At 64.5% G+C, this 25155-nt stretch carries 22 protein-coding genes; 17 read left to right on the top strand and 5 right to left on the bottom strand.

Annotated features, from left to right (window positions below):
• Positions 1-95: 95 nt before the first annotated feature.
• The 5 genes from mpl (at position 96) to mtgA (ending at position 6318) form a co-directional block, all read left to right on the top strand.
• The gene (mpl, locus tag BTO02_RS18060) at positions 96-1517 is read left to right on the top strand and encodes a UDP-N-acetylmuramate:L-alanyl-gamma-D-glutamyl-meso-diaminopimelate ligase (RefSeq protein WP_075158185.1); all 1422 of its coding nucleotides are present in this window, start codon (positions 96-98) and stop codon (positions 1515-1517) included.
• A complete protein-coding gene (locus BTO02_RS18055; RefSeq protein ID WP_075158184.1) occupies positions 1514-2188 on the top strand; it encodes a YqiA/YcfP family alpha/beta fold hydrolase in 675 nt (224 codons plus the stop codon). The genes mpl and BTO02_RS18055 overlap by 4 nt, the downstream gene beginning before the upstream one ends.
• Before the next feature lie 242 nt (positions 2189-2430).
• The gene (locus BTO02_RS18050; RefSeq protein ID WP_075158183.1) at positions 2431-4614 is read left to right on the top strand and encodes an RNB domain-containing ribonuclease; all 2184 of its coding nucleotides are present in this window, start codon (positions 2431-2433) and stop codon (positions 4612-4614) included.
• Complete coding sequence (gene aroE / locus BTO02_RS18045) at positions 4611-5489, top strand: shikimate dehydrogenase (protein ID WP_075158182.1); 879 nt, start codon at positions 4611-4613, stop codon at positions 5487-5489. Before BTO02_RS18050 ends, aroE begins: the two co-directional genes overlap by 4 nt.
• Before the next feature lie 85 nt (positions 5490-5574).
• Complete coding sequence (gene mtgA, locus BTO02_RS18040; RefSeq protein WP_075158181.1) at positions 5575-6318, top strand: monofunctional biosynthetic peptidoglycan transglycosylase; 744 nt, start codon at positions 5575-5577, stop codon at positions 6316-6318.
• Positions 6319-6427: 109 nt separating this feature from the next.
• Here the strand turns inward: mtgA and BTO02_RS18035 are convergent, their stop codons facing one another.
• Positions 6428-7003, bottom strand: coding sequence for an outer membrane protein (locus BTO02_RS18035; protein WP_075158180.1), 576 nt, complete (start codon positions 7001-7003; stop codon positions 6428-6430).
• Positions 7004-7567: 564 nt separating this feature from the next.
• On the opposite strand from BTO02_RS18035, the gene BTO02_RS18025 reads away from it, so the two are divergent.
• The 11 genes from BTO02_RS18025 (at position 7568) to pyrF (ending at position 19203) form a co-directional block, all read left to right on the top strand.
• Positions 7568-8503, top strand: a complete 936-nt coding sequence (locus BTO02_RS18025) for an IclR family transcriptional regulator (protein WP_075158178.1) — start codon at positions 7568-7570, stop codon at positions 8501-8503.
• Between the two features lie 44 nt (positions 8504-8547).
• Positions 8548-9684: a 2-dehydro-3-deoxygalactonokinase gene (locus tag BTO02_RS18020; protein ID WP_075158986.1), complete on the top strand. Its 1137-nt coding sequence runs from the start codon at positions 8548-8550 to the stop codon at positions 9682-9684.
• 85 nt (positions 9685-9769) lie between these two features.
• Positions 9770-10450: a 2-dehydro-3-deoxy-6-phosphogalactonate aldolase gene (locus BTO02_RS18015; RefSeq protein WP_075158177.1), complete on the top strand. Its 681-nt coding sequence runs from the start codon at positions 9770-9772 to the stop codon at positions 10448-10450.
• Positions 10447-11259 carry an SDR family oxidoreductase gene (locus BTO02_RS18010; protein WP_075158176.1) on the top strand — a complete coding sequence of 271 codons (813 nt, stop codon included), beginning with the start codon at positions 10447-10449 and terminating at the stop codon, positions 11257-11259. The genes BTO02_RS18015 and BTO02_RS18010 overlap by 4 nt, the downstream gene beginning before the upstream one ends.
• A gap of 137 nt (positions 11260-11396) precedes the next feature.
• The gene (locus BTO02_RS18005; RefSeq protein ID WP_075158175.1) at positions 11397-12398 is read left to right on the top strand and encodes an arabinose ABC transporter substrate-binding protein; all 1002 of its coding nucleotides are present in this window, start codon (positions 11397-11399) and stop codon (positions 12396-12398) included.
• A 227-nt stretch (positions 12399-12625) separates the two neighbouring features.
• Positions 12626-14149 (top strand): L-arabinose ABC transporter ATP-binding protein AraG, encoded by a 1524-nt coding sequence (gene araG / locus BTO02_RS33910; protein ID WP_083615176.1) that lies wholly within the window; start codon positions 12626-12628, stop codon positions 14147-14149.
• Between the two features lie 18 nt (positions 14150-14167).
• The gene (gene araH / locus BTO02_RS33905; RefSeq protein ID WP_083615175.1) at positions 14168-15187 is read left to right on the top strand and encodes an L-arabinose ABC transporter permease AraH; all 1020 of its coding nucleotides are present in this window, start codon (positions 14168-14170) and stop codon (positions 15185-15187) included.
• 94 nt (positions 15188-15281) lie between these two features.
• Positions 15282-16082 carry an SDR family NAD(P)-dependent oxidoreductase gene (locus BTO02_RS17995; RefSeq protein WP_075158174.1) on the top strand — a complete coding sequence of 267 codons (801 nt, stop codon included), beginning with the start codon at positions 15282-15284 and terminating at the stop codon, positions 16080-16082.
• A 14-nt stretch (positions 16083-16096) separates the two neighbouring features.
• Positions 16097-17023 (top strand): SMP-30/gluconolactonase/LRE family protein, encoded by a 927-nt coding sequence (locus BTO02_RS17990; RefSeq protein ID WP_075158985.1) that lies wholly within the window; start codon positions 16097-16099, stop codon positions 17021-17023.
• 126 nt (positions 17024-17149) lie between these two features.
• The gene (locus BTO02_RS17985) at positions 17150-18241 is read left to right on the top strand and encodes an aldose 1-epimerase (RefSeq protein ID WP_075158173.1); all 1092 of its coding nucleotides are present in this window, start codon (positions 17150-17152) and stop codon (positions 18239-18241) included.
• Positions 18242-18384: 143 nt separating this feature from the next.
• Entirely contained in the window at positions 18385-19203 is an 819-nt protein-coding gene (gene pyrF / locus BTO02_RS17980; protein ID WP_075158172.1) for an orotidine-5'-phosphate decarboxylase, read from the top strand.
• Between the two features lie 88 nt (positions 19204-19291).
• Here pyrF and BTO02_RS17975 read toward each other — a convergent pair whose 3' ends face one another.
• From BTO02_RS17975 to thiL, 4 genes are all read right to left on the bottom strand, one after another.
• Positions 19292-19813: a cupin domain-containing protein gene (locus BTO02_RS17975; RefSeq protein ID WP_075158171.1), complete on the bottom strand. Its 522-nt coding sequence runs from the start codon at positions 19811-19813 to the stop codon at positions 19292-19294.
• Positions 19814-19954: 141 nt separating this feature from the next.
• Positions 19955-20455 carry a CinA family protein gene (locus BTO02_RS17970; protein WP_075158170.1) on the bottom strand — a complete coding sequence of 167 codons (501 nt, stop codon included), beginning with the start codon at positions 20453-20455 and terminating at the stop codon, positions 19955-19957.
• Positions 20456-20519: 64 nt separating this feature from the next.
• Positions 20520-21146 carry a phosphatidylglycerophosphatase A family protein gene (locus BTO02_RS17965; RefSeq protein WP_198039260.1) on the bottom strand — a complete coding sequence of 209 codons (627 nt, stop codon included), beginning with the start codon at positions 21144-21146 and terminating at the stop codon, positions 20520-20522.
• A 91-nt stretch (positions 21147-21237) separates the two neighbouring features.
• On the bottom strand, positions 21238-22272 hold the full coding sequence (gene thiL, locus BTO02_RS17960; protein ID WP_075158169.1) for a thiamine-phosphate kinase: 1035 nt from the start codon (positions 22270-22272) through the stop codon (positions 21238-21240).
• A gap of 215 nt (positions 22273-22487) precedes the next feature.
• Between thiL and BTO02_RS17955 the strand changes: the two genes are divergently transcribed.
• Positions 22488-24782: an NADP-dependent malic enzyme gene (locus tag BTO02_RS17955; RefSeq protein WP_075158168.1), complete on the top strand. Its 2295-nt coding sequence runs from the start codon at positions 22488-22490 to the stop codon at positions 24780-24782.
• The last annotated feature ends 373 nt before the right edge of the window (positions 24783-25155 follow it).

Genomic DNA, 25155 nt, shown 5'->3' with positions numbered 1-25155 from the left:
GTTGCGAGGCAGCGCCGGGCACCGCGAGCGCGGCGGGCGGCGCGGGTTGTCGGATACGCGTCGGGTACAATAGCGGCCTTTGCAAGGACCGCTCTATGCACATCCACATTCTCGGTATCTGCGGCACGTTCATGGGTGGTCTCGCGGTGCTGGCGCGCAACGCGGGGCATCGGGTCACCGGCTGCGACGCCGGCGTCTATCCGCCGATGAGCACGCAGCTCGAAGCACAAGGCATCGGGCTTATCGAGGGTTACGGCGCGGAGCAGGTCGATCTGAAGCCCGATCTGTTCGTGATCGGCAATGTGGTGTCGCGCGGCAATCCGCTGATGGAAGCGATTCTCGACCGCGGCCTGCCCTATGTGTCGGGCCCGCAGTGGCTCGGCGAGCACGTGCTCAACGGCAAATGGGTGCTCGCGGTGGCCGGCACGCACGGCAAGACCACGACGAGCTCGATGCTCACGTGGCTGCTCGAGGACGCCGGCATGAACCCGGGCTTTCTGATCGGCGGCGTGCCGCTCAATTTCGGCGTGTCGGCGCGGCTTACCGACTCGAGCTTCTTCGTGATCGAAGCCGACGAGTACGACACCGCGTTCTTCGACAAGCGCTCGAAGTTCGTTCATTACCGGCCGCGCACGGCGGTCCTCAACAATCTCGAGTTCGATCACGCCGACATCTTCCCTGATCTCGCCGCGATCGAAACGCAGTTTCATCACCTCGTGCGCACGATTCCCGGTATCGGCCGCATCGTCTCGAATGGCCGCGAGGCCGCGCTCGAGCGCGTGCTCGCGCGCGGCTGCTGGAGCGAAGTCGAGCGGTTCGGTGTCGAAGGCGGCTGGCAGGCGCTTGCCGCCGAAGACGGCGTGCCCGTCGACGAGCAGTTCGCGGTGTACCAGCAGGGCGAACGCGTCGGCGTCGTCGACTGGCAGGTGCAGGGCGAACACAACCGCATGAACGCGCTCGCGGCGATCGCGGCCGCGCGCCATGTCGGCGTGCCGCCCGCGCAGGCCGCGCGGTCGCTCGCGGGCTTTCGCAACGTGAAGCGCCGCATGGAAGTGCGCGGCAGCGTCGACGGCGTGACCGTCTACGACGACTTCGCGCATCATCCGACGGCAATCGAGACGACGATCGCCGGTCTGCGCACGCGCGTCGGCCGCGGTGAACACGGCAAACGCACGCGCATTCTCGCGGTGCTCGAACCGCGCTCGAACACGATGAAGCTCGGCGTGATGAAAGCGCAACTGCCGGCGAGCCTCGCCGACGCGGATCTCGTGTTCGGTTATGGCGCGTCGAGCGGCCGCGATGCGCTCGGCTGGGATCTGGCCGAAGCGCTCGCGCCGCTCGGCGACAAGGCGCGCGCGTTCAACGACATCGATACGCTCGTCAAAGCGGTGATCGGCGTCGCGCAGCCGGGCGACCACGTGCTCGTGATGAGCAACGGCGGCTTCGGCGGCGTGCACCAAAAGCTGCTCGACGCGCTGTCGATGCGGCCGGCGGCCCTCGCGCGGGGCGTCGCGTGATTCTGTACCTGCACGGATTCCGCTCGTCGCCGCAATCGTTCAAGGCGCGCGTCCTTGCGGAACGCCTCGCGGCGCTTGGCCGCGGCGACGAATGGTGCTGCCCGCAGCTGCCGGTGTCGCCGCTCGAAACGATCGAGCTTGCCGAGTCGCTCGTGAAGGCGCGGCTCGGCTCGGGCGCAGCGTCGAATGCGGCGGCCGCGCAGTCCGCGCCACGCGAGCACATCGTCGTGATCGGCAGTTCGCTAGGCGGTTTCTTCGCCACGCATCTGGCCGAAAAGCACGGTTGGCCGGCGGTGCTGCTCAATCCGGCCGTCGTGCCGCAGCGCGATCTGTCGGCGTACCTTGGCGAACAGCCGCGCGTGCACGGCGGCGGTAGCATCGTTGTCGAAGCGCATCATCTCGACGAAATGCGTGCGCTCGCCGTCACGTCGATCACGCGCCCCGAACGCTATTATCTGTTTGCGGCCACCGGCGACGAGGTGCTCGACTACCGCGAGATGCTCGCGCACTATCCGGCCGCACGGACGAAACTGATCGAGGGCAGCGATCATTCGATCAGCGAGTTTGCAGACTATGTCGACGATGTCATCGCGTTTTGCGACAGCGCCGCGGCCGTCCCGCTCGCGACGAAGCCGAACGCCGAGCCTCGTGAGGGGGCCGCGACGAGGTAGGCGCGCAATTTGCGCCCGGTTTGCAGAGCAGCATTGGCAAACGGGCCGCACACGGGTCGCACGCGGGTCGCACGCAATTGCACGCAATTCGCAGCTAGTTGGCACACGGTTAACAGATCACCTCCACGAATATGCCGCAGCCGGCGGCGGTGCCATGCCTGACATACACGGCGCGCACGCAACCGGATGCATGCAGACGCAGCGGCCATGGCGGCCGATGCGAGCCAGAACGAGAGTATTGAGTGAACGTTTTCTTTGAGGAATCGGGCAGTTTCAAGGCAGGCAGCGTGTTGTCGAAGCAGGGCGACGCGTTCCAGGTCGAGTTGCCGGGCGGCCGGCGCGCAAAAGTGCGCGCAAAAGACGTGCTGATCGAATTCGACAAGCCGGCGGCCGGCGAACTGATGGAGCAGGCCGACGCGGCCGCGCAGCAGATCGATCTCGACTTCCTGTGGGAATGCGCGCCGGAGGACGAATTTCCGTTCGCGACGCTCGGCGCCGAATACTTCGGCGACGCGTTCGGGCCGATCGAGCGCGCGGCGCTCGTGCTGCGCATGCACGGCTCGCCGGTCTATTTCCGGCGCAAGGGCCGCGGCCAGTACCAGCGCGCGCCGCAGGAGCAATTGCAGATGGCGCTTGCGTCGCTCGAACGCAAACGTCAGCAGGCGCTCGTGCAATCGGGCTACGAAGACGAACTGAAAGAGGGCCGTCTGCCCGAGGCGTTCGCCGGCAAGGCGCTTGCGTTGCTCACGAAGCCGGACAAGAACTCGATCGAGTACAAGGCGCTCGAAGCGGCGGCCGCGCATCGCGGCGTGTCGCCGGCGCGTCTGATGCTCGACTGCGGCGGCATTCCGTCGGCGCGCGCGCTGCACGAGGCGCGTTTCCTGTCCGAATTCTTCCCGCACGGCACGGCCTTTCCCCCGGTCACGCCGGGCCCGCTGCCCGACGACCTGCCCGAAGCCGAGGTCGAGGCGTTCTCGATCGACGACGTGACGACGACCGAAATCGACGATGCGTTTTCGGTCGAGCATCTCGCCGATGGCCGCGTGCGGATCGGCGTGCATATCGCCGCGCCGGCGCTCGGCATTGCGCGCGGCGACGCGGTCGATGCAATCGCGCGCGCGCGGCTGTCGACGGTCTATATGCCCGGCGACAAGATCACGATGCTGCCCGATGGCGTGGTCGACGTGTTTACGCTCGCCGAGGGCGGCATGCGGCCGGCATTGTCGCTCTACAGCATCGTGAACCGCGAGACACAGGAGATCGTCGCGAGCGAAACGCGCGCCGAACTCGTGTTCGTGAAGGCCAACCTGCGGCATAACACGCTTGACGAAGTCGTCACCGAAGAGGCCCTCGCCGCGGGCACGGGCGACTATCCGCACAAGGACGACATCGCGGTGCTGTGGCCGTTCGCGCAGGCGCTGTTCGAAAAGCGCCAGGTGATGCGCGCGAGCTTCGGCCTCAGGCGCGAGGTGCAGCGCAATACCGATTTCAACTTTTACGTGGAAGGCGAGCATGTGACGATTACGCCGCGCCGGCGCGGCTCGCCGCTCGATCTGATCGTCGCGGAGCTCGCGATTCTCGCGAACTCGACGTGGGGCGCCTTCCTGCACGATCACGGCGTGCCGGGCATCTACCGGTCGCAGCGTGCATTCGGCGCGCCGACCGGGCCGAAACGCACGCGCATGCAAACGACGGCCGCGCCGCACGAAGGGCTCGGTGTCGCGCAATACGCGTGGAGCACGTCGCCGCTGCGGCGCTATGTCGACCTCGTCAATCAGTGGCAGTTGATCGCGTGCGTGCAGCATGGCGTGACCGCGAAGCTCGCCGCGCCGTTCAAGCCGAAGGACGCGGACCTGTTCGCCGTCGTGCAGGGCTTCGACGATACGTACACCGCCTACGCCGATCATCAGCGCCGGATGGAGTATTTCTGGTGCTTGCGATGGATCAGGCAGGAAGACCGCAAGCAGGTTGTCGCGTCGGTCGTGAAGGGCGATCTCGTGCGACTCGAAGAGGTACCGCTGCTGCTGCACGTGCCGGGGCTCGGCGTGCATGCGCGCGGCACGCGCGTGCTGCTCGAGGTGATGACGATCGACGAGCTGACGATCGAAGCGTCGGTGCGTCTGCTGCACGTGCTCGATGCGCCGACCGTGACGAGCGGTGCCGAAGCCGAAGAAGCGGGCGAAGGCGACGAGAACGACGAAGGCGAGGGCGACGAGGAAATCATCGACGCCGCCGATGAGTCCGCGCAAAGCGAAGCCGAGGCGCAAGCGGAAGCGGACGTCGATGACGCGGCTTCTTCGTCCGAGGCCGGCGATGTTGCGGCGGACGACGGCGCGGCGCAAAGCGGCAACGAACACGAAGTCGACGCATCGAATGCCGACGCCGCAGGCTCCGCTCCACATCGCGAGACGGAGCCGGGCCGATGAGCACGCCGTCCGTGCCCGCGTCCGGCCCGCGCGACCGTTACGCGGTAATCGGCAATCCGGTCGCGCACAGCAAGTCGCCCTTTATTCATGCGCGCTTTGCCGGGCAAACGGGCGAGCGCATCGAATACGATCGTCTGCTCGCGCCGGTCGATGCCTTCGTCGCGCAGGTGCGCGCATTTATCGAAGCGGGCGGCCGCGGCCTCAACGTGACGGTGCCGTTCAAGCTCGAGGCGCATGCATTGGCCGACACGCTGTCGCCGCGCGCGGCGGCTGCCGGCGCGGTAAATACGCTGCGCTTCGACAAGGCCGGCATCTACGGCGACAACACCGACGGTTTCGGACTCGTGCGCGATATCGAAGTGAACCTCGGCGTCTCGCTCGCGGGCGCGCGCGTGCTGTTGCTCGGTGCCGGCGGCGCCGCGCGCGGCGTCGTGCTGCCGATGCTCGAGCGCGCGCCGCGCGTGCTGACGATCGTCAATCGCACGGCCGCGAAAGCCGATGCATTGGTCGCGCAATTCGCCGCGGCCGCGCGCGGCGCGGGTTGCCGCCTGACGGGCGGCGCCGCGCAGGCAATCGAGCCCGGTGCGTACGATGTGATTGTCAATGCGACGGCGGGAAGTCTCGACGGCGCGCTGCCGGAATGCGACGACCGGGCGTTTGGCGCGCAGACGCTCGCCTACGACATGATGTACGGCGCGCAGCCGACTGTCTTCATGCAGCATGCGCGTTCTCTGGGCGCGCGCGCGGCCGACGGACTCGGCATGCTGGTCGAGCAGGCGGCCGAGTCGTTTTATGTGTGGCGCGGTGTGCGGCCCGACGGCGCGCCGGTGCTTGCGGAACTGCGCAAGCAGCTTGCGGCGTCGGCCGGCGCCTAGCAGCCGGGCGTCGCGTTTCGCAATCGCGAGCAGGTAGCGTTCCGACATTCTCTACAGGCGAACGGCGTTGAGCATAGCGGACAACATGAGAACAACGAAGCGCTCGAAAGGTGCGAAGGCGGGCGCGAGGACGATTACCGCAGGCCGTTGGGCCGCCTATGTGGCGGCTGTGTTCGCGTTCTCGTGGTTTGCGGTTCAGGCGTTCTATTTCACGCAGATCGCGTTATGGAACTACGTGAATCCGCAATCGACGGCATTCATGCGCTCGGACGCCTGGCGTCTTGCCGCGGACCGGCCCGAACTTGCGATCCAGCACACATGGGTGCCGTACGACCAGATTTCGCGCAATCTGAAGCGCGCGATCATCGCGTCCGAAGACGCGAATTTCGTCAACAACAACGGCTACGAAACCGACGCGATCCTGCAGGCGTGGGAGAAGAACAAGGCGCGCGGCAAGATCGTCGCGGGCGGCTCGACGATCACGCAGCAGCTCGCGCGCAACCTCTTCCTGTCGCGCGAGAAGAGCTATATCCGCAAGGGACAGGAACTGATCATTACGTGGATGCTCGAGACGCTGATGGACAAGGAGCGGATCTTCGAGATCTATCTGAATTCGGTCGAATGGGGCAATGGCGTTTATGGCGCGCAGGCGGCGGCGCGCTATTACTACAAGACCACGGCGGCGAAGCTGTCGGCCGGTCAGGCGGCGCGGCTCGCGGTCATGCTGCCGCGCCCGAAGTACTTCGACGAGCACCGCAATTCAGGGTATCTGACGCAACGCGCCCGCGTGATCGCGCGGCGCATGGGCGCGGCGGAATTGCCGGACTGACTGCGCGGCGCGCGTTCCTGTTGCGGCATTGCCTTCCGATACAAAATAAAAACGGCCGCTGCGCTTGCGACGCAGTGGCCGTTTTTCGATTGATGGCGCGAATACCGCTTCAGCGGAAATAATAGGTCATGCCGACCGTAAAACTATTATTCGTTCTTTTCGTTCCATTCGAATTCGATCTGTCGGCAGTCCATTCGCCGTTGATATGGATATTTTTGTAAATCGCGTATTCGACGCCGAGGCCGCCGTGAAGCCGCGTATCGGGCCATGCCGTCGTAAAACCGATGCGCGCGTACGGCATGATCCTGTCGAACGGCATGCCGATGCGCGCGTCGAGGCCGCCGTCGACTTTCGTCGTCGAACCGCCGTGAAAATCGGCGAATGCCTCGGCGCCGAGCACGAAGCGGCCGACGTCGAATCCATAGCCGGCCATCGCGCCGAAGAACGCGGTGCCGTGTGTGCCCTTGTTGACAACGCCGGACGCGTCGGACCAGTTCCCGCCGACCTTGATGCCGGCATAGGGACCGGCGAACTCCGAGTGTGTGGCGAGGACCTGTGAATCGGGCGATTTCGTCGGGGTCGTGAGCGGCGTAACTGCGGACGTGACTTCGGGCGTCTGAGCGTGCGCAACGCCGGCGAGCGCGGCAAAGGTCAATGCGGTCAACCAGGATTTAATTGCTGTCATATCCAAATCTTCTGAAATAAAAAGTTCGCTGTTTGCGCCTGCATCTGATTTTCTTCATTTGGTAAATCAAGAAAATCGATATAAGACAATTAATACGGGGGGTAACACAAGCAGGTGCGAGACTAGATATTTCAAATGGTTGACTGAATCAGACGTTTCTTAAATGAATTCGCGATAGAGTGTGCCGTTTATCCTGATTTATTGAGCGGGCACAACCATTTCGATAGATGAAGTGCGCGAGGCATATCAGCGTGACGCGCCGGTAGAAGGAGCGTCACGCGCATCTATCCCAATATGTGGTTGATCTATTCACATATTGGTGTATCTGAGAAAAGCGCCCTACAATCCGTTCCAACGAGCCGGTCCGCCGGCGAAAACACATCGTCGGCGCCACGGCAGCATAGGCGCGACGAAACGCAAAACGAATCGGAGACAACCCGTTATGGACTCTTTCCTGTTCTGCCGGCAGTCGGCGCGCATCAGCCGCGCGACGCCAGTCTGACGTTCGGCGCGACGTTTCGCTGCACGTTTTATTGACACCCCCAACCCGTTTGCCTGATCGCCATGAATAAAGCGATGACCAATCACGCCGGGTCCGAGTCCGACACGGTGAGACAACCCGTGGTGCGCCCGTCGAACGGCGCGGCCCATCCGCCTGCCGAGCGCGACACGATCGCGCTGCCGAGCACGCTGCTCGACATCACGCCGCAGCAGGCCGGCACGCAAACGCTCTTGCGCGGCCTCGCGATTCTCGAAGCGGCCGCCGCCGGCGTGCGCGACCTGCGCACGTTCGGCGCCGCGCTCGGCACGACGCGCAGCACGACGCACCGCCTCGTCAGCAGCCTCGTGCAGGCGCGCTATCTGCGCCAGGTGCAAGGCGGCTATCTGCTCGGCCCGAAACTCATCGAACTCGGCACGATCGCACTCGAGCAGATGCCGCTGACGACCGTCGCGCGCCCGCATCTGGCCGCGCTCGCCGAGCAAACGCACGACACGATTCACCTGGGCGTGCGCGACGGCGACGATGTGCTCTATATCGACAAGATTCCGGGCACGCGCGGTCTCGAGATGCGTTCGCGCGTCGGTCACCGGATGCCGCTCGCGTCGACCGGCATCGGCAAGGCGATGATGCTCGACCTCGCGCCCGAGCAGTGGCAGAAGCTGTTCGACGCATCGCGCCGCGCGCTCGCCGACGTGAGTTTCAAGCCCGACAACCGTCCCGATCTGCAGACCTTCATGCAGCGCATGACGAACTACTCGGGCGGCGGTTTCACCTTCGATCTCGAAGAAAACGAAGCATCGATCCGCTGTGTCGCGGCGCCCGTGCGCGACGCGTCCGGGTCGATCGTCGCGGCTTTATCGGTGGCGAGCACGCTTCCGTATATGTCGCTCGAGCGGATGGACGAACTGATTCCGGTCGTGCAGCGCGAAGCGCGTGCGATCTCGGAGGAACTCGGCTGGCGTGCGCCGCAACCGGCAACCCGCAGGATCAAGCGATGACTGCACTGGGTTCACCGCCCTCGATGCCGCGCTCTGTGCCGATCATGCCGGTCGAATCTGCCGCGGCAGCGCAGAAGCGGCGCAGCGCGCAGGCCGATGCCGACGCCGCCGACACCGACGCAGCGGGCGGCGCATCGGACACCGCGAAAAACCAGGCAGCACTGATCGCGCTCGATTGGGGCACGACCGCGCTGCGCGCCTATCTGTTCGACGCGGCGGGCCGATTGCTCGAAACGCGTGCGTCGACGGCCGGCATCATGAATCTGCCGCGCGCTGCCGGCGAAGGCGGTTTCGATCTCGCGTTCGACGCCGTCTGCGGCAGCTGGCTCGAAAGCGCACCGCATCTGCCGGTGATGGCAGCCGGCATGGTCGGTAGCGCGCAGGGGTGGAAAGAGGCGCCGTACGTCGATACGCCGGCAAGCCCCGATGCGATCGTGCGCGGCCTCGCGCATGTGCAGACGAGGCGCGGCGTGGCGCTGCATATCGTGCCGGGCGTCCTCGAGCGCGGCGAATTGCCGAACGTGATGCGCGGCGAAGAAACGCAGATATTCGGTGCGCTTGCCGGTGACACGGTAACCGTCGCGAACCGGTCGCAGGCGAACGAGGCAACCGCGGCGCACGATGACGAAAGCGCGCTGATCGGCCTGCCGGGTACGCACGCGAAGTGGGTGATCGTGCGCGACGCGTGCATCGAGCGCTTCTATACGTTCATGACGGGCGAAGTGTTCGCCGCGCTGTCCGAGCACACGATTCTCGGCCGCACGATGACAACGCCCGATCGGCCCGATACGGCGGCGTTTCTGCGCGGCATCAGCGTCGCGCGCAATCACGGCCATGCGGGCATGCTCGCGACGATCTTCAGCACGCGCACGCTCGGCCTGACCGCACAGCTTTCGCGCGAAGAGCAGCCCGACTATCTGTCGGGTCTGTTGATCGGCCACGAACTGAATGGACTCGAAGCGGTGCTCGAGCGTCAGCAGTCGACGCTCGCCGGCCGCACGCTGCGGCTGATCGGCAACGAGGCGCTGTGCGAACGGTATCGGCTCGCGCTCACGCAGTACGGCTGCCAGTCGGCCGAGCTCGTCAAACATGCAACCGAACGCGGCCTGTGGCGCATCGCCGTGCAGGCCGGCCTCGTGACACCCGCCGCCGGCGCTGCGCCTGCATCGCGCCACGGCTAGGGACCGAGCGCACGATGCAGAACCTGGCTGTGGCACGACGCAATGCACCAACGAACCGGCAACGGAACAGACAAAGGGAATCGACATGCAAGCTGAACTGAATCTGCCCGGCCCTTACCAGCCGCACGCGGGCCTGATGGCCGCATTCGAAGCGTGTCCGCTGATTGCGATTCTGCGCGGCGTAACGCCGGCCGATGCGGCCGATCATGGCCGTGCGCTTTATGACGCGGGCTTTCGTATCGTCGAGGTGCCGCTCAATTCCCCGCAGCCGTTCGACAGCATCGCGGCGATCCGCCATGCGTTGCCGCCCGATGCGATTGTCGGCGCGGGTACGGTGCTGCAGGCGTCGTTCGTTCATCAGGTGAAGCAGGCGGGCGGCGAACTGATCGTGATGCCGCACGCGGACCCCGAAGTCGTGCTCGCGGCGAAGTCGCATGCGATGGCCTGTTCGCCCGGCGTCGCGACGCCGACCGAAGCGTTTATCGCGCTCAAGAACGGGGCCGACGTGCTGAAGATGTTCCCCGCCGAACAGCTGGGCTGCCATGTCGTGAAGGCGTGGCGCGCGGTGATCGCGGCGCAGGTGCCGCTCGTGCCGGTCGGCGGCATCACGCCGGACAACATGGGCCCGTTCCTGAGGGCCGGCGCAAACGGTTTCGGTCTCGGCTCCGCGCTGTTCAAGCCGGGCCAGAGCGCCACGATTACCGCGTCGCATGCAAAGGCATATATCAACGAGCTGCGCGTCGCGCGCGCGGGTGCGAACCAATGAATCGCCTTGCCGGCAAGGTCGCATTGATCACGGGCGCGGGTCGCGGCATCGGCGCCGCGATCGCGCACGCGTTCGCGCGTGAAGGCGCGGCGGTCGTGCTTGCGGAGCTCGATATCGACACGGCGCAGCAGACCGCGCGAGAAATCGAGGCGGCTGCGGCCAGCACGAATGCCGGCGCGAACCATGGCGCCGGCGGCGCACGCGTGCTCGCCGTGCGCACCGACGTCACGCAGTCCGCATCGGTGCAACACGCGGTCGACGAAGCGCAGCGCGCGTTCGGCCCGCTCGACGTGCTCGTCAACAACGCCGGCATCAATGTGTTCTGCGACCCGCTTACGATGAGCGACGACGACTGGCGACGCTGCTTCGCGGTCGACCTCGACGGCGTCTGGAACGGCTGTCGCGCCGCATTGCCGGGTATGGTCGAACGCGGCCGCGGCAGCATCGTCAATATCGCGTCGACGCACTCGTTCAAGATCATTCCAGGGTGCTTTCCGTATCCGGTTGCAAAGCACGGCGTGATCGGCCTGACGCGCGCGCTCGGCATCGAATACGCGCCGCGCAATGTGCGCGTCAATGCAATCGCGCCTGGCTATATCGAAACGCAGTTGACGCGCGAATGGTGGGACAACCAGCCGGACCCCGCCGCCGCGCAGCAGGCGACGCTCGATTTGCAGCCGATGAAACGCATCGGCCGTCCCGAAGAAGTCGCGATGACCGCGGTGTTTCTCGCCTCCGACGAAGCGCCGTTTATCAACGCGAGCTGTATCACCGTCGATGGCGGCCGCTCGGCGCTTTATCACGATTGACGGCCGCACGAGCATCCATCGTCCACGTCAGCACGTGGCGAAGCAAAGTGAACCGGTTGACGCGCTGGCCGCGTGTGTCAGTCCCGGTACAAGAAGACGCGGCCGATAACCTTCTCGTTACTAGTCAGGAGACAAGCATGAAACGCAGAATATTCCTCACGCTCGCGGCGGCAGCGACGACGGCGGTGCTCGTCAACGCGCCGGTTGCGCAGGCAGCCGATCAGGTCAAGATCGGCTTTCTCGTGAAGCAGCCCGAGGAGCCGTGGTTCCAGGATGAGTGGAAGTTCGCCGAGATCGCCGCGAAGCAGAAGGGCTTCACGCTCGTGAAGATCGGTGCGCCGTCGGGCGAGAAGGTGATGAGCGCGATCGACAACCTCGCCGCGCAAAAGGCGCAGGGCTTCGTGATCTGCACGCCGGACGTCAAGCTCGGGCCGGGCATCGTGGCGAAGGCGAAGGCCGACGGCCTCAAGATGATGACGGTCGACGACCGCCTCGTCGACGGCTCGGGCAAGCCGATCGAGTCGGTGCCGCATATGGGCATCTCGGCGTACAACATCGGCAAGCAGGTCGGCGAAGGCATCGCGGCCGAGATCAAGAAGCGCGGCTGGGACATGAAGGACGTCGGCGCGATCGACGTGACCTACGAGCAACTGCCGACCGCGCACGACCGCACGGCCGGCGCGACCGACGCGCTCGTCGCCGCGGGCTTTCCGAAGGCCAACATCGTCGCCGCGCCGCAAGCGAAGACCGACACGGAAAACGCCTTCAACGCAGCGAACATCGCGCTCACGAAGAACCCGCAATTCAAGCACTGGGTGGCCTACGGTCTGAACGACGAAGCGGTGCTCGGCGCGGTGCGCGCTGCCGAAGGCCGCGGCTTCAAAGCCGACAACATGATCGGCATCGGTATCGGCGGTTCGGATTCGGCACTGAACGAGTTCAAGAAGCCGCAGCCGACGGGCTTCTACGGCACCGTGATCATCAGCCCGAAGCGCCACGGCGAGGAAACCTCGGACCTGATGTACGCATGGATCACGCAAGGCAAGGAACCGCCGCTGCTGACGCTGACGACCGGCATGCTCGCCACGCGCGACAACGTCGGCGAAGTGCGCAAGGAGATGGGTCTCGCGTCGAAGTAACGTCCTGACGTTACAGCAGACGCGAATGAATGCAGCAGTGCAGTAACGGCAAAGCGCGTGGACGGCCATGACGTCCGCGCGTTTTGCGGATGAACCGATCGTATGAGCGCACGCCGCGCAACGACAACCGGGGCGCGTTTGTGCGCCGGCGGTGCGTATCACCGGTTTGGGACGGGCACACCCCCGGCGGCAAACCCGTGCAATCACAAGTGGCAACAGGAGGCGAAGTGTCAGCGACGCTGCGTTTTGACAATATCGGCAAGGTGTTTCCAGGCGTACGCGCGCTCGACGGCATTTCGTTCGACGTGCATGCGGGCCAGGTGCACGGCCTGATGGGCGAGAACGGCGCGGGGAAATCGACCCTGCTCAAGATTCTCGGCGGCGAATATCAGCCGGACTCGGGGCGGGTCCTGATCGACGGCAACGAAGTGCACTTCGGCAGCGCCGGTGCGTCGATTGCGGCCGGTATCGCGGTGATTCACCAGGAATTGCAGTACGTGCCGGATCTGACGGTCGCGGAGAACCTGATGCTCGGCCGCCTGCCCAATGCGCTCGGCTGGGTCAACAAGCGCCATGCGAAGCGCTATGTGCGCGAGCAGCTCGCCGCGATGGGGGTCGATCTGAACCCGGATGCGAAGCTGCGCAAGCTGTCTATCGCGCAGCGGCAGATGGTCGAAATCTGCAAGGCGCTGATGCGCAATGCGCGCGTGATCGCGCTCGACGAGCCGACGAGCTCGCTGTCGCATCGCGAAACCGAAGTGCTGTTCAAGCTCGTGCGCGATCTGCGCGCCGACAATCGCGCGCTGATCTATATCTCGCACCGCATGGACGAGATCTATCGGCTGTGCGACGCGTGCACGATTTTCCGCGACGGCCGCAAGGTTGCCTCGCACGAGACGCTCGAAGGCGTGAGCCGCGACACGATCGTCAGCGAAATGGTGGGCCGCGAGATTTCGGACATCTATAACTACACGCCGCGCGAACTCGGCGAAGTGCGCTTCTCGGCGAAGGCCATCGAAGGCGGTCCGCTGACGGAGCCGGCGAGCTTCGAGGTGCGGCGCGGCGAGATCGTCGGCTTTTTCGGTCTGGTCGGCGCGGGCCGCAGCGAACTGATGCACCTCGTGTACGGCGACGATCCGAAAAAGGGCGGGCAACTGACGCTCGACGGCAAGCCGATCAAGGTGAAAAGCGCGGGCGACGCGATTCGCCAGGGCATCGTGCTGTGCCCCGAAGACCGCAAGGAAGAGGGCATCGTCGCGATCGCGTCGGTGGCGGAGAACATCAATATCAGTTGCCGGCGCCACTATCTGCGCGCGGGCATTTTCCTCGATCGCAAGAAGGAAGCCGAAACGGCGGACCGCTTTATCAAGCTTCTGAAGATCAAGACGCCGAGCCGCCGCCAGAAAATCCGCTTCCTGTCGGGCGGCAACCAGCAGAAAGCGATTCTGTCGCGCTGGCTTGCGGAGCCCGATCTGAAGGTCGTGATTCTCGACGAACCGACGCGCGGTATCGACGTCGGTGCGAAGCACGAGATTTACAACGTGATCTACGAGCTCGCGCAGCGCGGCTGCGCGATCGTGATGATTTCGTCGGAATTGCCGGAAGTACTCGGCGTTTCCGATCGCATCGTCGTGATGCGGCAAGGCCGCATTTCCGGCGAGCTGGCGCGCGGCGCGGCGACCGAGCAATCGGTGCTGAACCTCGCCTTGCCGAAGAGTTCGACAGTATCCGAGACCGCGCAGGCGGCCTGAAGTCTGAGGAGCAACGACATGCAACAAGCTCAAGAAAACCTCGCGCAACAGGCGGCGAAAAGCGCCGCCGAAGCGCTGATTCCGCAGGCGAACGACCGCCAGAAATGGTGGCAGCAGATTACCGAGTACAGCCTCATCGTGATCTTCGCCATCATGTTCATCACGATGTCGCTGACGGTCGATCACTTCTTTTCGATCGAGAATATGCTCGGCCTCGCGCTGTCGATCTCGCAGATCGGCATGGTCGCGTGCACGATGATGTTCTGTCTCGCGTCGCGCGATTTCGATCTGTCCGTGGGTTCGACCGTCGCGTTTGCCGGCGTGCTGTGCGCAATGGTGCTCAATGCGACGAACAATACGTTCATTGCGATCGTCGCCGCGGTCGCGGCCGGCGCCGTGATCGGCTTCGTGAACGGCGCCGTGATCGCATACTTGCGCATCAACGCGCTGATCACGACGCTCGCGACGATGGAAATCGTGCGCGGCCTCGGCTTTATCGTGTCGCACGGGCAGGCGGTCGGCGTGTCGTCCGATACGTTTATCGCGCTCGGCGGCCTGACGTTCTTCGGCGTCTCGCTGCCGATCTGGGTCACGCTGTGCTGCTTTATCGTGTTCGGCGTGATGCTCAATCAGACCGTCTACGGCCGCAATACGCTCGCGATCGGCGGCAATCCGGAAGCGTCGCGGTTGGCCGGTATCAACGTCGAACGCACGCGTGTATATATCTTCCTGATTCAGGGCGCGGTGACGGCACTGGCCGGTGTGATTCTTGCGTCGCGCATCACGTCGGGCCAGCCGAATGCGGCCGAAGGCTTCGAGCTGAACGTGATCTCCGCGTGCGTGCTCGGCGGCGTGTCGCTGCTCGGCGGTCGCGCGACGATCTCGGGTGTGGTGATCGGCGTGCTGATCATGGGCACGGTCGAGAACGTGATGAACCTGCTCAATATCGATGCGTTCTATCAGTACCTCGTGCGCGGTGCGATCCTGCTCGCCGCCGTGCTGCTCGACCAGTTGAAGAACCGTGGTTCGCGCGATTGATAGCAATTGCGATACGCAATTTCGACACGCAATCGAAGTGCAATCGACGAGCACTGAAGCGCAACGTGTGATCGATCTTTAGGGGAATCGAACGATGTCGTCTCCTGCCAATGCAAGCGCACGGCATGCCGCCGATGTCTATGCGCACTATCCGAGCCTCGCGGACCGTACGGTGCTGATCACGGGCGGTGCGACCGGCATCGGCGCGGCCTTCGTCGAGCATTTCGCCGCGCAGGGCGCGCGCGTCGCGTTCTTCGATATCGACGAAACGGCCGGCGACGCGCTCGCCGACGAACTCGGCGATTCGCGGCACAAGCCGCTGTTCGCGCGCTGCGACGTGACCGATATCGACGCGCTGCAAAAGGCGATTGCCGATGTCCGCGCGGCGCTCGGGCCGATCCTGGTGCTCGTCAACAATGCGGCGAACGACAAGCGCCACAAGATCGCGGACGTGACGGCCGAATCGTTCGACGCGAGCATTGCCGTGAACGTGCGGCATCAGTTTTTCGCCGCGCAGGCGGTGGCCGACGATATGAAAGCGGCCGGCGGCGGCTCGATCATCAATCTCGGCTCGATCAGCTGGATGCTGAAAAACGGCAACCTGCCTGTCTATCTGATGGCGAAATCGGCGGTGCAAGGGCTCACGCGCGGCCTCGCACGCGATCTCGGGCCGTTCCATATTCGCGTCAATTCGCTGGTGCCGGGCTGGGTGATGACGGAAAAACAGAAACGCCTGTGGGTCGACGATGCGGGCCGCCGCGCGATCAAGGAAGGGCAGTGCATCGACGCGGAACTGATGCCGGACGATATCGCGCGCATGGCGCTGTTTCTCGCCGCCGACGATAGCCGGATGATCACCGCGCAGGACATGATTGTCGACGGAGGATGGGCATGAGCGGAGATGCAGTCATGCAGGCGAAAGCATCGGAGCGCAAACGGGAAGCGCAACGGGAACGGCATGCGGCGCTCGCGATCGACGCGAAATGCGCGCTCGGAGAAGGCGCCACGTGGTGCGCGAGAACCGGCCGCTTCTACTGGGTCGACATCGAAGGCGCGCGCTTGTGGCGTTACGATCCGCGCGATGCGAGCAGCACGTCGTGGACCATGCCCGAGCGCCTCGCTACGTTCGCGCTGTGCGCCGATCCGCACTATCTGCTGCTGGGTCTCGCGTCGCGCCTTGCCTTCTTCGATCTCGCGACGGGCGGGATCGAGACGATCGTCGAAATCGAAGCGGGTCTGAACACGCGTGTCAACGATGGCCGGTGCGACCGCCAGGGGCGCTTCGTGTTCGGCACCAAGGATGAAGGCGCCCCGGCGCGGCCGATCGGCGGCTTTTACCGGCTTAATCGCGATCTGACGCTCGAGCGGCTGCCGTTGCCGGCGCCGGCGATTTCGAACAGCATCGCGTTCAGTCCCGACGGCGCGACGATGTATTTTTGCGACTCGCCGACCCGCGAGATCCGTGCGTGCGATTATGGCGCGCACGGACGCGTGTCGAACGAGCGCCTGTTCGTGCGGCTCGCCGATGCCACGGGCGAGCCCGACGGTTCGACCGTCGATGCCGAAGGCGGCTTATGGAATGCGCATTGGGGCGGCGCTCGCGTCGTACGCTACGATGCGAACGGCGTCGAAACGGAGCGCGTGATCGTGCCGACCGCGCAGCCTAGTTGTGTAGCGCTTGGCGGCGCGCGGCTGGCGACGCTTTATGTGACGAGCGCGCGCGTCGGTCTCGATGCCGATGCGCTGCGCAGAAATCCGCTTGCAGGCGGCGTGTTTATCGCAACGCCGGCGCGGCGCGGACTGCCGGAGCCCGTATTCGAGGGTATCCCACGCTAGAGGTGCGCCGCCGCGTGATTTAAAGTTCAGCTGGCACAAACCAAAGAGGCGGCCGGTTCGCCGCGCCGCCCGCATAGCCGCCGTCCATGACGGCGACATTCGATGCCTCTCGAAGGGAGCTTTGACATGACTGTCGCGAATACCGCTGTCCCGTCTTCTTCCGCTTCTTCCGCTTCTTCTACTCCTTCCGCTTCGCCCACTCAGACGCGCCGCGCGCGGCTCCAGGCGGCGACGCATCCGGTGCTGGCCGGGCCGAGTACGTCGGCCGTTGCGATCGGCGCGTCGAATGCCGGCGAAATCGACAACGTGACGCTCGCCAATGCGTACTTGCGTGTCGACGTCGCGCCGCATCTCGGCGGCGGCGTCACGCGCTTCGACTGGCGCAGCGAAGGCAATCTGGTGCCGGTGTTCCGGCGTTGCCGTCATGTGAGTCCGCAGACCGATGCGAACGAGCTTGCCTGTTATTCGATGCTGCCGTATTCGAACCGGATCGGCGGCGGGCGCTTCAGCGTGGGCGGCCGCACCGTCGACGTGCCGTGCAATCGCACCGGCGAATCGCTGCCGATTCATGGCGACGGGTGGCTCGCGTCGTGGCACGTGGCCGACATGGGGCAGGAAGGCGTGCGTCTCACACTCGATCGCAGCGACGGCAAGCCGTACGCCTATCGGGCCGCGCAGAGCTACACGCTCGATGGCCCGACGCTCGTGATCACGCTCGATATCGAGAACGTCGGTCGCGACACGTTGCCGTTCGGTCTCGGCGTGCATCCGTTTCTGGTGCGCGACGACGATACGCAACTGTCGGCGGCCGCCGCGGGCCTGTGGCTTTCCGGCGACGACTGGCTGCCGGTGCGCCAGGTGCCGGTGCCGCCTGCGTGGCAGTTCGGCGTCGCGTATCCGTTGCCGCGCACGATGGTCAACCACGCATTCACCGACTGGAGCGGGCACGCGACGGTCGTGTGGCCGAAGCGGCGATTGTCGCTGACGGTGTCGTCGAGCACCGATTACTACGTGCTTTACACGCCGCCCGGTGAAGACTTTTTCTGCTTCGAGCCCGTCGATCACCCGATCAACGCGATGAACCTGCCGGGCGGTGCGGCCGAACACGGCATGACCCTGCTTGCGCGCGGCGAGCGCCTGTCGCGGACATTCCGGTTTGCGGTCGAGCATGTCGGCCTCCGGGCGTTTGCGGGCGGCCGAGGTGCGCGCAGGCAGTGAGTTCAAGCGCGAGCGGCGGGGCACATGACCGCCCTCGCGATACTCGCCGCGAGTCGCGCATTGGACGCATGTCGATTGCGCGCGAGTAAAATACGCGCCTTTCCTGCATTCGATGCCCGCACGGGTTTCACCCGGGTTCCACCATGACCTCATCCTTCATTCAGTCGCTCAATCTCGCCTGGCAAAACTCGAACTCGCTGCTGTGCGTCGGGCTCGATCCGGAGCCGGCGAAGTTTCCCGGCGCGCTCGCGAACCGGTCCGATGCGATCTTCGATTTTTGCCGCAGGATCGTCGATGCGACGGCGCCGTATGCATGCGCGTTCAAGCCGCAGATCGCGTACTTCGCCGCGCATCGCGCCGAAGATCAGCTCGAGCAACTGATCGCGCACATTCATCTGAAACACCCGGAGCTTCCGGTGATTCTCGACGCGAAGCGCGGCGACATCGGCAGCACGGCCGAGCAATACGCGCGTGAAGCGTTCGACCGGTATCGCGCGGATGCGGTGACGGTGAACCCGTATATGGGCTTCGATTCGCTCGAACCGTATCTCGAACACAAGGACAAGGGCGTGATCGTGCTGTGCCGAACGTCGAATCCGGGTGGCTCCGATCTGCAGTTTCTCGATGCGGGCGGCCGGCCGCTTTATCAGACGGTCGCGCAGCTCGCGGCACAGAAATGGAACACGAACGGCCAGTTGGGCCTCGTGGTCGGCGCGACGTTTCCGAAGGAAATCGAAGTGGTGCGCGGTCTCGTCTCCGATATGCCGCTGCTGATTCCCGGTATCGGCGCGCAGGGCGGCGACGTCGAAGCGACGGTGCACGCAGGGCGCACCGCGGCCGGCACGGGCATGCTGATCAATTCGTCGCGCGCGATTATTTACGCGGGCAACGGTGACGATTACGCGGAAGCGGCGGCTGCGGCCGCACAGAAGACACGCGATTCGATCAACGCGTATCGCTGATTGCACAGGCGGCGCGGCGCTCGCTTTTCGATATTTGCGGCGCCTGGCGCCGCCGCGGGCTTACGTGTCCTGCGTGTCCTGCGTGTCTTTACGCTGCGCCTTTCACCGGTCCAAGCCGCACAAGCAGATCCCGATGCGCCGGAAACTGCACCTGCAGTTGCGCGACGTCGCCTACTTCGAACTCGCTGAATTCGAAGCCCGGCGCGACCGTGCAGCCGACCACGGCAAAGCTGGCCGGGTCTTCGCACTCGGCCGCGAACCAGTCGCCGCCCAGCACGAGTGCCTGAAACACCGTGTCCGGATGCGTGAGCGCGTTGCCAAGGCGATGGGTCGTGAGCTTCCCTTGCCGGTCGAGCACATGCACGAGAAGCGGATCGCCTGCATAGAAGTGCCAGACTTCGTCTGACTTCAGCCGATGCCAGCGTGAATACGCACCGTCGCACAGCATGTAGTAGATCGCTGTCGACGCAGCGCGCGGTTCATTCGCGTTTTCCGCACGGTGGATGGTCTGCGCGGCGCGATACGTTTCGCGGTAATAGCCGCCTTCCGGATGCGGCTGCAAGTCGAAGCGGCGGATCAGTTCGTCTTTCGAATGGGCGTTCGTGGACATGGTTTGGCGATGGTTCGTCGGCAGTTCGTCGGTCGTTCCGGTCGGGATCGCGTTTGCTTCGCGCGGGCGGTCAGGCGCGCACGGTCAGGCACACACGGCGGGCGACGGACGTGAAGGATCAAACTTCACCAACAGAACGCCTCAGCGCTCCCTTTCATCCAGCAATTTGAGCATGCCGCGCAGCGCGTGCTCGGCCGCCTGCACGCGAATTCGCTCGCGATCGCCCTTGAACACGAGCGTTTCCACCACCGTATGCAGCCGGTTGCTCCAGCCGAACGACACCATGCCGACCGGCTTCGTCTCTGTTCCGCCGCCCGGCCCTGCAATGCCCGTAATCGCCAGCGACACCTGCGCGCGGCTGTTGCGCAGCGCGCCTTCCGCCATTGCACGCGCGACGGGCTCGCTGACCGCGCCGTGCTTGTCGATCATGTCGGCGGGTACACCGATCATTTCGCTTTTCGCCTGGTTCGAATACGTGACGAAGCCGCGCTCGAACCAGCCGCTGCTGCCCGAAATATCGGTGATCGCGGTTGCGACCATGCCGCCCGTGCACGACTCGGCGGTCGCGAGCATCAGACGCTCATCGCGCAGGCGGTTGCCGACGCGGATAGCGAGTTGGTGAACGACGGTATCGGTAGGCATGCTGTATCCCGCTCAGTGTTTCGCTGGTTTTCCGGCTCCGTGGGTCTGATGAAGGCGTGCCGCCTCAGACCGCCATTCGCCACAGCGCAATCACGAGCAACGTGAAGAACGCGGCGACGAGATCATCGAACATGATGCCGAAACCGCCTTTCAGTCTGCGGTCGAAGTAACGGATCGGCGGCGGTTTCACCATATCGAAGAAACGGAACAGCACGAATGCCCAGAGCTGGCCGGTCAGCGATGTCGGCGCGACCATCAGCAGCACGAGCCAGAACGCGACGATTTCGTCCCAGACGATCGGCGACGGATCGTCGATGCCAAGACGGTTCGCGGTAAAGGCGCAGGCCGCGATTCCGCCGAAAAATCCCGCCACGATGAGAATGCCCCACTCGATGACCGTGAGACGTTCGGCGAACACCGCGAACGATGCCCATGCGAAGAGCGTACCGATCGTGCCGGGTACGACCGGCGATAGCCCGCTGCCGAAGCCGAGCGAGAACAGATGCAGCGGATGCGACAACATGAAGCGGGCCGTCGCGCGGCGCGGGCCCGGCTTGCGCGGCCCGCGATTGTCGACGCCGTTGGCGTCGCGCGGCGCGTTTGTGCCGGCGGCCGTTGCATGATCGGATGCCGGGCGGTTCGCGTCCGGAGCGCCGGATGCCGATGCATTGGACGCCGATGCGCCAGGCATCGTAGCGCCGGATTCCGTGGCGCTCGAAGCCGCCGGCTCACCGGTGGCCCGGCTACCGGAAGCGGAACCGCTCGCGGAACCGAACGAAGGTTCAGTCTGCATGGAAATGATCGAAGCTTTGCAACGTCAATGTAAGCGGCGCGCCCGCTGCATCGTGCCACGTAATCGTGGGCGCGGCGGCGGGCGGTTCGGGAGCGGTTATTGTACCGATGCGGGTCGCGCGAATGCCCACGTTGTCACTGACTTTTTCAATTGAAGCGCGCGCGGCGACCGGGGCCGTGAAGCACAACTCGTAATCGTCGCCGCCCGCGACGGTGCAGCGGCGCTGCACATCGGCCGGCAGCCGGCTCAATTGCGCCGAGCGCGGCAGCGCGTCCGCATCGACCGTCGCATTCATTCGCGAGCGTTCGAGGATATGCATGAGATCGCCGGCCAGTCCGTCCGAAATATCGAGCGCCGCATGCGCGAGGCCGCGTAACGCGAGGCCGAGTTCGATGCGCGGTTCGGGGCGCTCGAGCGCTTGACGAAAGTATGCGGCGTCGTTCGCATTCGCTTGCCATTCGCCGCGTGCGATGCCGAGCCCGGCGCGCGCGTCGCCGAGCGTGCCCGACACCCAGATGTCGTCGCCTTCGCGGGCCGCATCTCGACGCAGTGCAACATGAGCCGGCACCGAGCCGAACACGGTGATGCACAGATTGAGCGGTCCGCGCGTCGTATCGCCGCCGACCAGTTCGCAGTCGCAGCGTTCGGCGAGATCGAACAGGCCGTCGCTGAAAGCGGCGAGCCATGTTTCGTCTGCGCGCGGCAGCGAGAACGCGAGCGTGAACGCAAGCGGTTTTGCGCCCATCGCGGCAAGGTCCGACAGATTCACGGCGAGCGCCTTGTGACCGAGCGCGCGCGGCTCGACGTCGGCGAAAAAGTGCCGGCCTTCGACGAGCATGTCCGTCGATATCGCCATCATTTCGCCCGCGGGCGGCGCGATCAGCGCGCAATCGTCGCCGATTCCGAGTGTGATAGCGCGTTCGCGAAGCGCGCTGTTCGCGCTGTCTGCCGGGCCTGACGCAGAACGTGCACGCGCGGCCCGGCGCGCGAAAAAGCGGTCGATCAGCGAGAACTCGGAAAGCATGAGGTAAGGGTCCGGAGTACGGTTAGCGACTTGAGCCACGCATTGCATTCAGGATCACAACATACTTTTGAATGTTGCGATGCGATCGGTACGGATGCGCGTTTTAGCAGTGTCTGGGTCGTAGCTGTTGTTCCCGGATTGAAAGGCTCGTATTGTGGGATTGGCGCTACAATGCCGTCGAACTTCTATTCTAATCTGCCAATTCAGGCTCGCTTATGTCGAATTCCGCCAACAGCAAACTCCGTGAAGCCGCGCTCGATTATCACGAATTTCCGACGCCGGGAAAGATCGCGGTCTCGCCCACCAAGCAGATGATCAACCAGCGCGATCTTGCGCTTGCGTATTCGCCGGGCGTCGCGTTCGCGTGCGAAGAAATCGTTGAGAATCCGCTCAATGCGGCGCGCTTCACTGCGCGCAGCAACCTGGTCGGCGTGGTCACGAACGGCACGGCGGTGCTCGGTCTCGGCAATATCGGGCCGCTCGCATCGAAGCCGGTCATGGAAGGCAAGGCCGCGCTCTTCAAGAAGTTTGCCGGCATCGACGTGTTCGACATCGAGCTCAACGAGATGGACCCGCACAAGCTCGTCGACGTGATCGCCGCGCTCGAGCCGACCTTCGGCGGCATCAATCTCGAAGACATCAAGGCGCCGGACTGCTTCATCGTCGAGCGCGAAGCGCGCAAGCGCATGAAGATTCCGGTCTTCCACGACGACCAGCACGGCACGGCAATCGTCGTTGCGGCGGCCATTCTCAACGGCCTCAAGGTGGTCGGCAAGAATATTCACGAAGTGAGCCTTGTCGCGTCCGGCGCCGGCGCGGCCGCGCTCGCGTGTCTCGATCTGCTCGTCGACCTTGGCCTGCCGCTCGAAAACATCACCGTGACCGACCTCGCGGGCGTCGTCTACAAGGGCCGCGCCGAGCTGATGGATCCGGACAAGGAACGCTTCGCACGCGAAACGAAGGCGCGCGCGCTTGCCGAAGTGATCGCCGGTGCGGATGTGTTCCTCGGCCTGTCGGCGGCGGGCGTGCTGAAGCCGGAAATGGTCAAACAGATGGCGGACAAGCCGCTCATTCTGGCGCTCGCGAATCCGACGCCGGAAATCCTGCCGGAAGTCGCGCGCGAAGTGCGCCCCGATGCGGTGATCGCCACGGGCCGCACCGACTATCCGAACCAGGTCAACAACGTTCTGTGCTTTCCGTTCATTTTCCGCGGCGCACTCGATGTGGGCGCAACGACCATCACGCGTGAAATGGAAATCGCCGCGGTCAACGCGATCGCCGAACTCGCGCGCCAGGAGCAGAGCGATATCGTCGCAACCGCGTACGGCATCCAGGACCTGTCGTTCGGTCCCGAGTATCTGATTCCGAAGCCGTTCGATCCGCGCCTGATCGTGAAGGTCGCGCCGGCTGTCGCGAAAGCGGCGATGGAGTCGGGTGTCGCGACGCGTCCGATCGAAGACATGGACGCGTACGAACAGCATCTGCAGCAGTTCGTCTATCACAGCGGCACGACGATGAAGCCGATCTTCCAGCTCGCGCGCAGCGTCGGGCCCGAGAAGAAGCGCATCGTGTTCGCCGAGGGTGAAGAAGAGCGCGTGCTGCGTGCGGTGCAGATCGTCGTCGACGAAAAGCTCGCGAAGCCAATCCTGATCGGCCGGCCGGCCGTGATCGAACAGCGCATCGCGCGCTATGGCCTGCGTCTCGTGGCGGGCCAGGATTACACGATCGTGAACACGGATCACGACGAGCGCTATCGCGATTTCTGGCAGACCTACGCGAAGATGATGGCGCGCAAGGGCATCAGCGAGCAGATGGCGAAGCTCGAAATGCGCCGCCGCACGACGCTGATCGGCTCGATGCTCGTGAAAAAGGGCGAAGCGGACGGCATGATTTGCGGCACGATCAGCACGACGCATCGTCATCTGCACTTTATCGATCAGGTGATCGGCAAGAAGGAAAACGCGAGCGTCTATGCGGCAATGAACGCGCTCGTGCTGCCGAACCGGCAGATCTTCCTCGTCGACACGCACGTGAACGTCGATCCGACGCCTGCGCAACTGTGCGAGATCACCGTGATGGCGGCCGAGGAAGTGCGGCGCTTCGGCATCGAGCCGAAGGTTGCGCTGGTCTCGCATTCGAACTTCGGCACGAGCAACGCGGCTTCCGCACAGAAGATGCGTGAAGTGCTCGCCATGCTGAAAGAGCATGCGCCCGACCTGCAAGTGGACGGCGAAATGCACGGCGACGTCGCGCTCGACGCGAACCTGCGCCGCGAGATCCTGCCCGAATCGACGCTCGAAGGCGACGCGAACCTGCTCGTGCTGCCGAACATCGACGCGGCGAATATTTCGTACAACCTGCTGAAGACGGCCGCGGGCAACAACATTGCGATCGGTCCGATCCTGCTCGGCGCCGCGAAGCCCGTGCATGTGCTGACGGCATCGGCAACGGTGCGGCGGATCGTCAATATGACGGCGCTGCTCGTGGCGGATGTGAACGCCACGCGTTAAATATCAACTGAGCGTTATCCGCTCGTCACCTGAGGCCACACCGTTGGCCTCGCCTCATCTCGATCCGCCATCCACCCGCAAAAAAGGGCGTGCCCGCAATGGGCACGCCTAGGGTGAGCAGGGGATCGATTCACCCAAAAAAGGCCGGATGCTGGCATTCCGTTTTGCGGATCGCCTGGGGCAAGGAGGCATGAGGTACTGCCCCGCATCTCGCCTTGGTTGAATTTTATCTTGTTTGAGATAAGACCCGGTGTAAAGAGTTGTCAAGGCGGGTCGAGGCGGCGGCAGGCATGCGATGCGAGATTCACGCGTGCTCGCGGCCGTTACGTTTAAAACCTTTCATTTTCCGAACGAGCGTTGCTTCCGGGGTCCA

The sequence above is a fragment of the Paraburkholderia sp. SOS3 genome (assembly GCF_001922345.1).
In the GTDB taxonomy this organism is placed as follows: domain Bacteria; phylum Pseudomonadota; class Gammaproteobacteria; order Burkholderiales; family Burkholderiaceae; genus Paraburkholderia.
This window is presented reverse-complemented; position numbering and strand designations above follow the sequence as displayed.

What these genes read in the sequence shown, in the direction of transcription:
- mpl (WP_075158185.1), top strand. Translation starts at nt 96, where the DNA reads ATGCACATCCACATTCTCGGTATCTGCGGCACGTTCATGGGTGGTCTC.
- aroE (WP_075158182.1), top strand. Translation starts at nt 4,611, where the DNA reads ATGAGCACGCCGTCCGTGCCCGCGTCCGGCCCGCGCGACCGTTACGCG.
- mtgA (WP_075158181.1), top strand. Translation starts at nt 5,575, where the DNA reads ATGAGAACAACGAAGCGCTCGAAAGGTGCGAAGGCGGGCGCGAGGACG.
- BTO02_RS18035 (WP_075158180.1), bottom strand. Translation starts at nt 7,003, where the DNA reads ATGACAGCAATTAAATCCTGGTTGACCGCATTGACCTTTGCCGCGCTC.
- BTO02_RS18025 (WP_075158178.1), top strand. Translation starts at nt 7,568, where the DNA reads ATGAATAAAGCGATGACCAATCACGCCGGGTCCGAGTCCGACACGGTG.
- BTO02_RS18020 (WP_075158986.1), top strand. Translation starts at nt 8,548, where the DNA reads ATGCCGGTCGAATCTGCCGCGGCAGCGCAGAAGCGGCGCAGCGCGCAG.
- BTO02_RS18015 (WP_075158177.1), top strand. Translation starts at nt 9,770, where the DNA reads ATGCAAGCTGAACTGAATCTGCCCGGCCCTTACCAGCCGCACGCGGGC.
- BTO02_RS18010 (WP_075158176.1), top strand. Translation starts at nt 10,447, where the DNA reads ATGAATCGCCTTGCCGGCAAGGTCGCATTGATCACGGGCGCGGGTCGC.
- BTO02_RS18005 (WP_075158175.1), top strand. Translation starts at nt 11,397, where the DNA reads ATGAAACGCAGAATATTCCTCACGCTCGCGGCGGCAGCGACGACGGCG.
- araH (WP_083615175.1), top strand. Translation starts at nt 14,168, where the DNA reads ATGCAACAAGCTCAAGAAAACCTCGCGCAACAGGCGGCGAAAAGCGCC.
- BTO02_RS17995 (WP_075158174.1), top strand. Translation starts at nt 15,282, where the DNA reads ATGTCGTCTCCTGCCAATGCAAGCGCACGGCATGCCGCCGATGTCTAT.
- BTO02_RS17990 (WP_075158985.1), top strand. Translation starts at nt 16,097, where the DNA reads ATGCAGGCGAAAGCATCGGAGCGCAAACGGGAAGCGCAACGGGAACGG.
- BTO02_RS17985 (WP_075158173.1), top strand. Translation starts at nt 17,150, where the DNA reads ATGACTGTCGCGAATACCGCTGTCCCGTCTTCTTCCGCTTCTTCCGCT.
- pyrF (WP_075158172.1), top strand. Translation starts at nt 18,385, where the DNA reads ATGACCTCATCCTTCATTCAGTCGCTCAATCTCGCCTGGCAAAACTCG.
- BTO02_RS17975 (WP_075158171.1), bottom strand. Translation starts at nt 19,813, where the DNA reads ATGTCCACGAACGCCCATTCGAAAGACGAACTGATCCGCCGCTTCGAC.
- BTO02_RS17970 (WP_075158170.1), bottom strand. Translation starts at nt 20,455, where the DNA reads ATGCCTACCGATACCGTCGTTCACCAACTCGCTATCCGCGTCGGCAAC.
- BTO02_RS17965 (WP_198039260.1), bottom strand. Translation starts at nt 21,146, where the DNA reads ATGCCTGGCGCATCGGCGTCCAATGCATCGGCATCCGGCGCTCCGGAC.
- thiL (WP_075158169.1), bottom strand. Translation starts at nt 22,272, where the DNA reads ATGCTTTCCGAGTTCTCGCTGATCGACCGCTTTTTCGCGCGCCGGGCC.
- BTO02_RS17955 (WP_075158168.1), top strand. Translation starts at nt 22,488, where the DNA reads ATGTCGAATTCCGCCAACAGCAAACTCCGTGAAGCCGCGCTCGATTAT.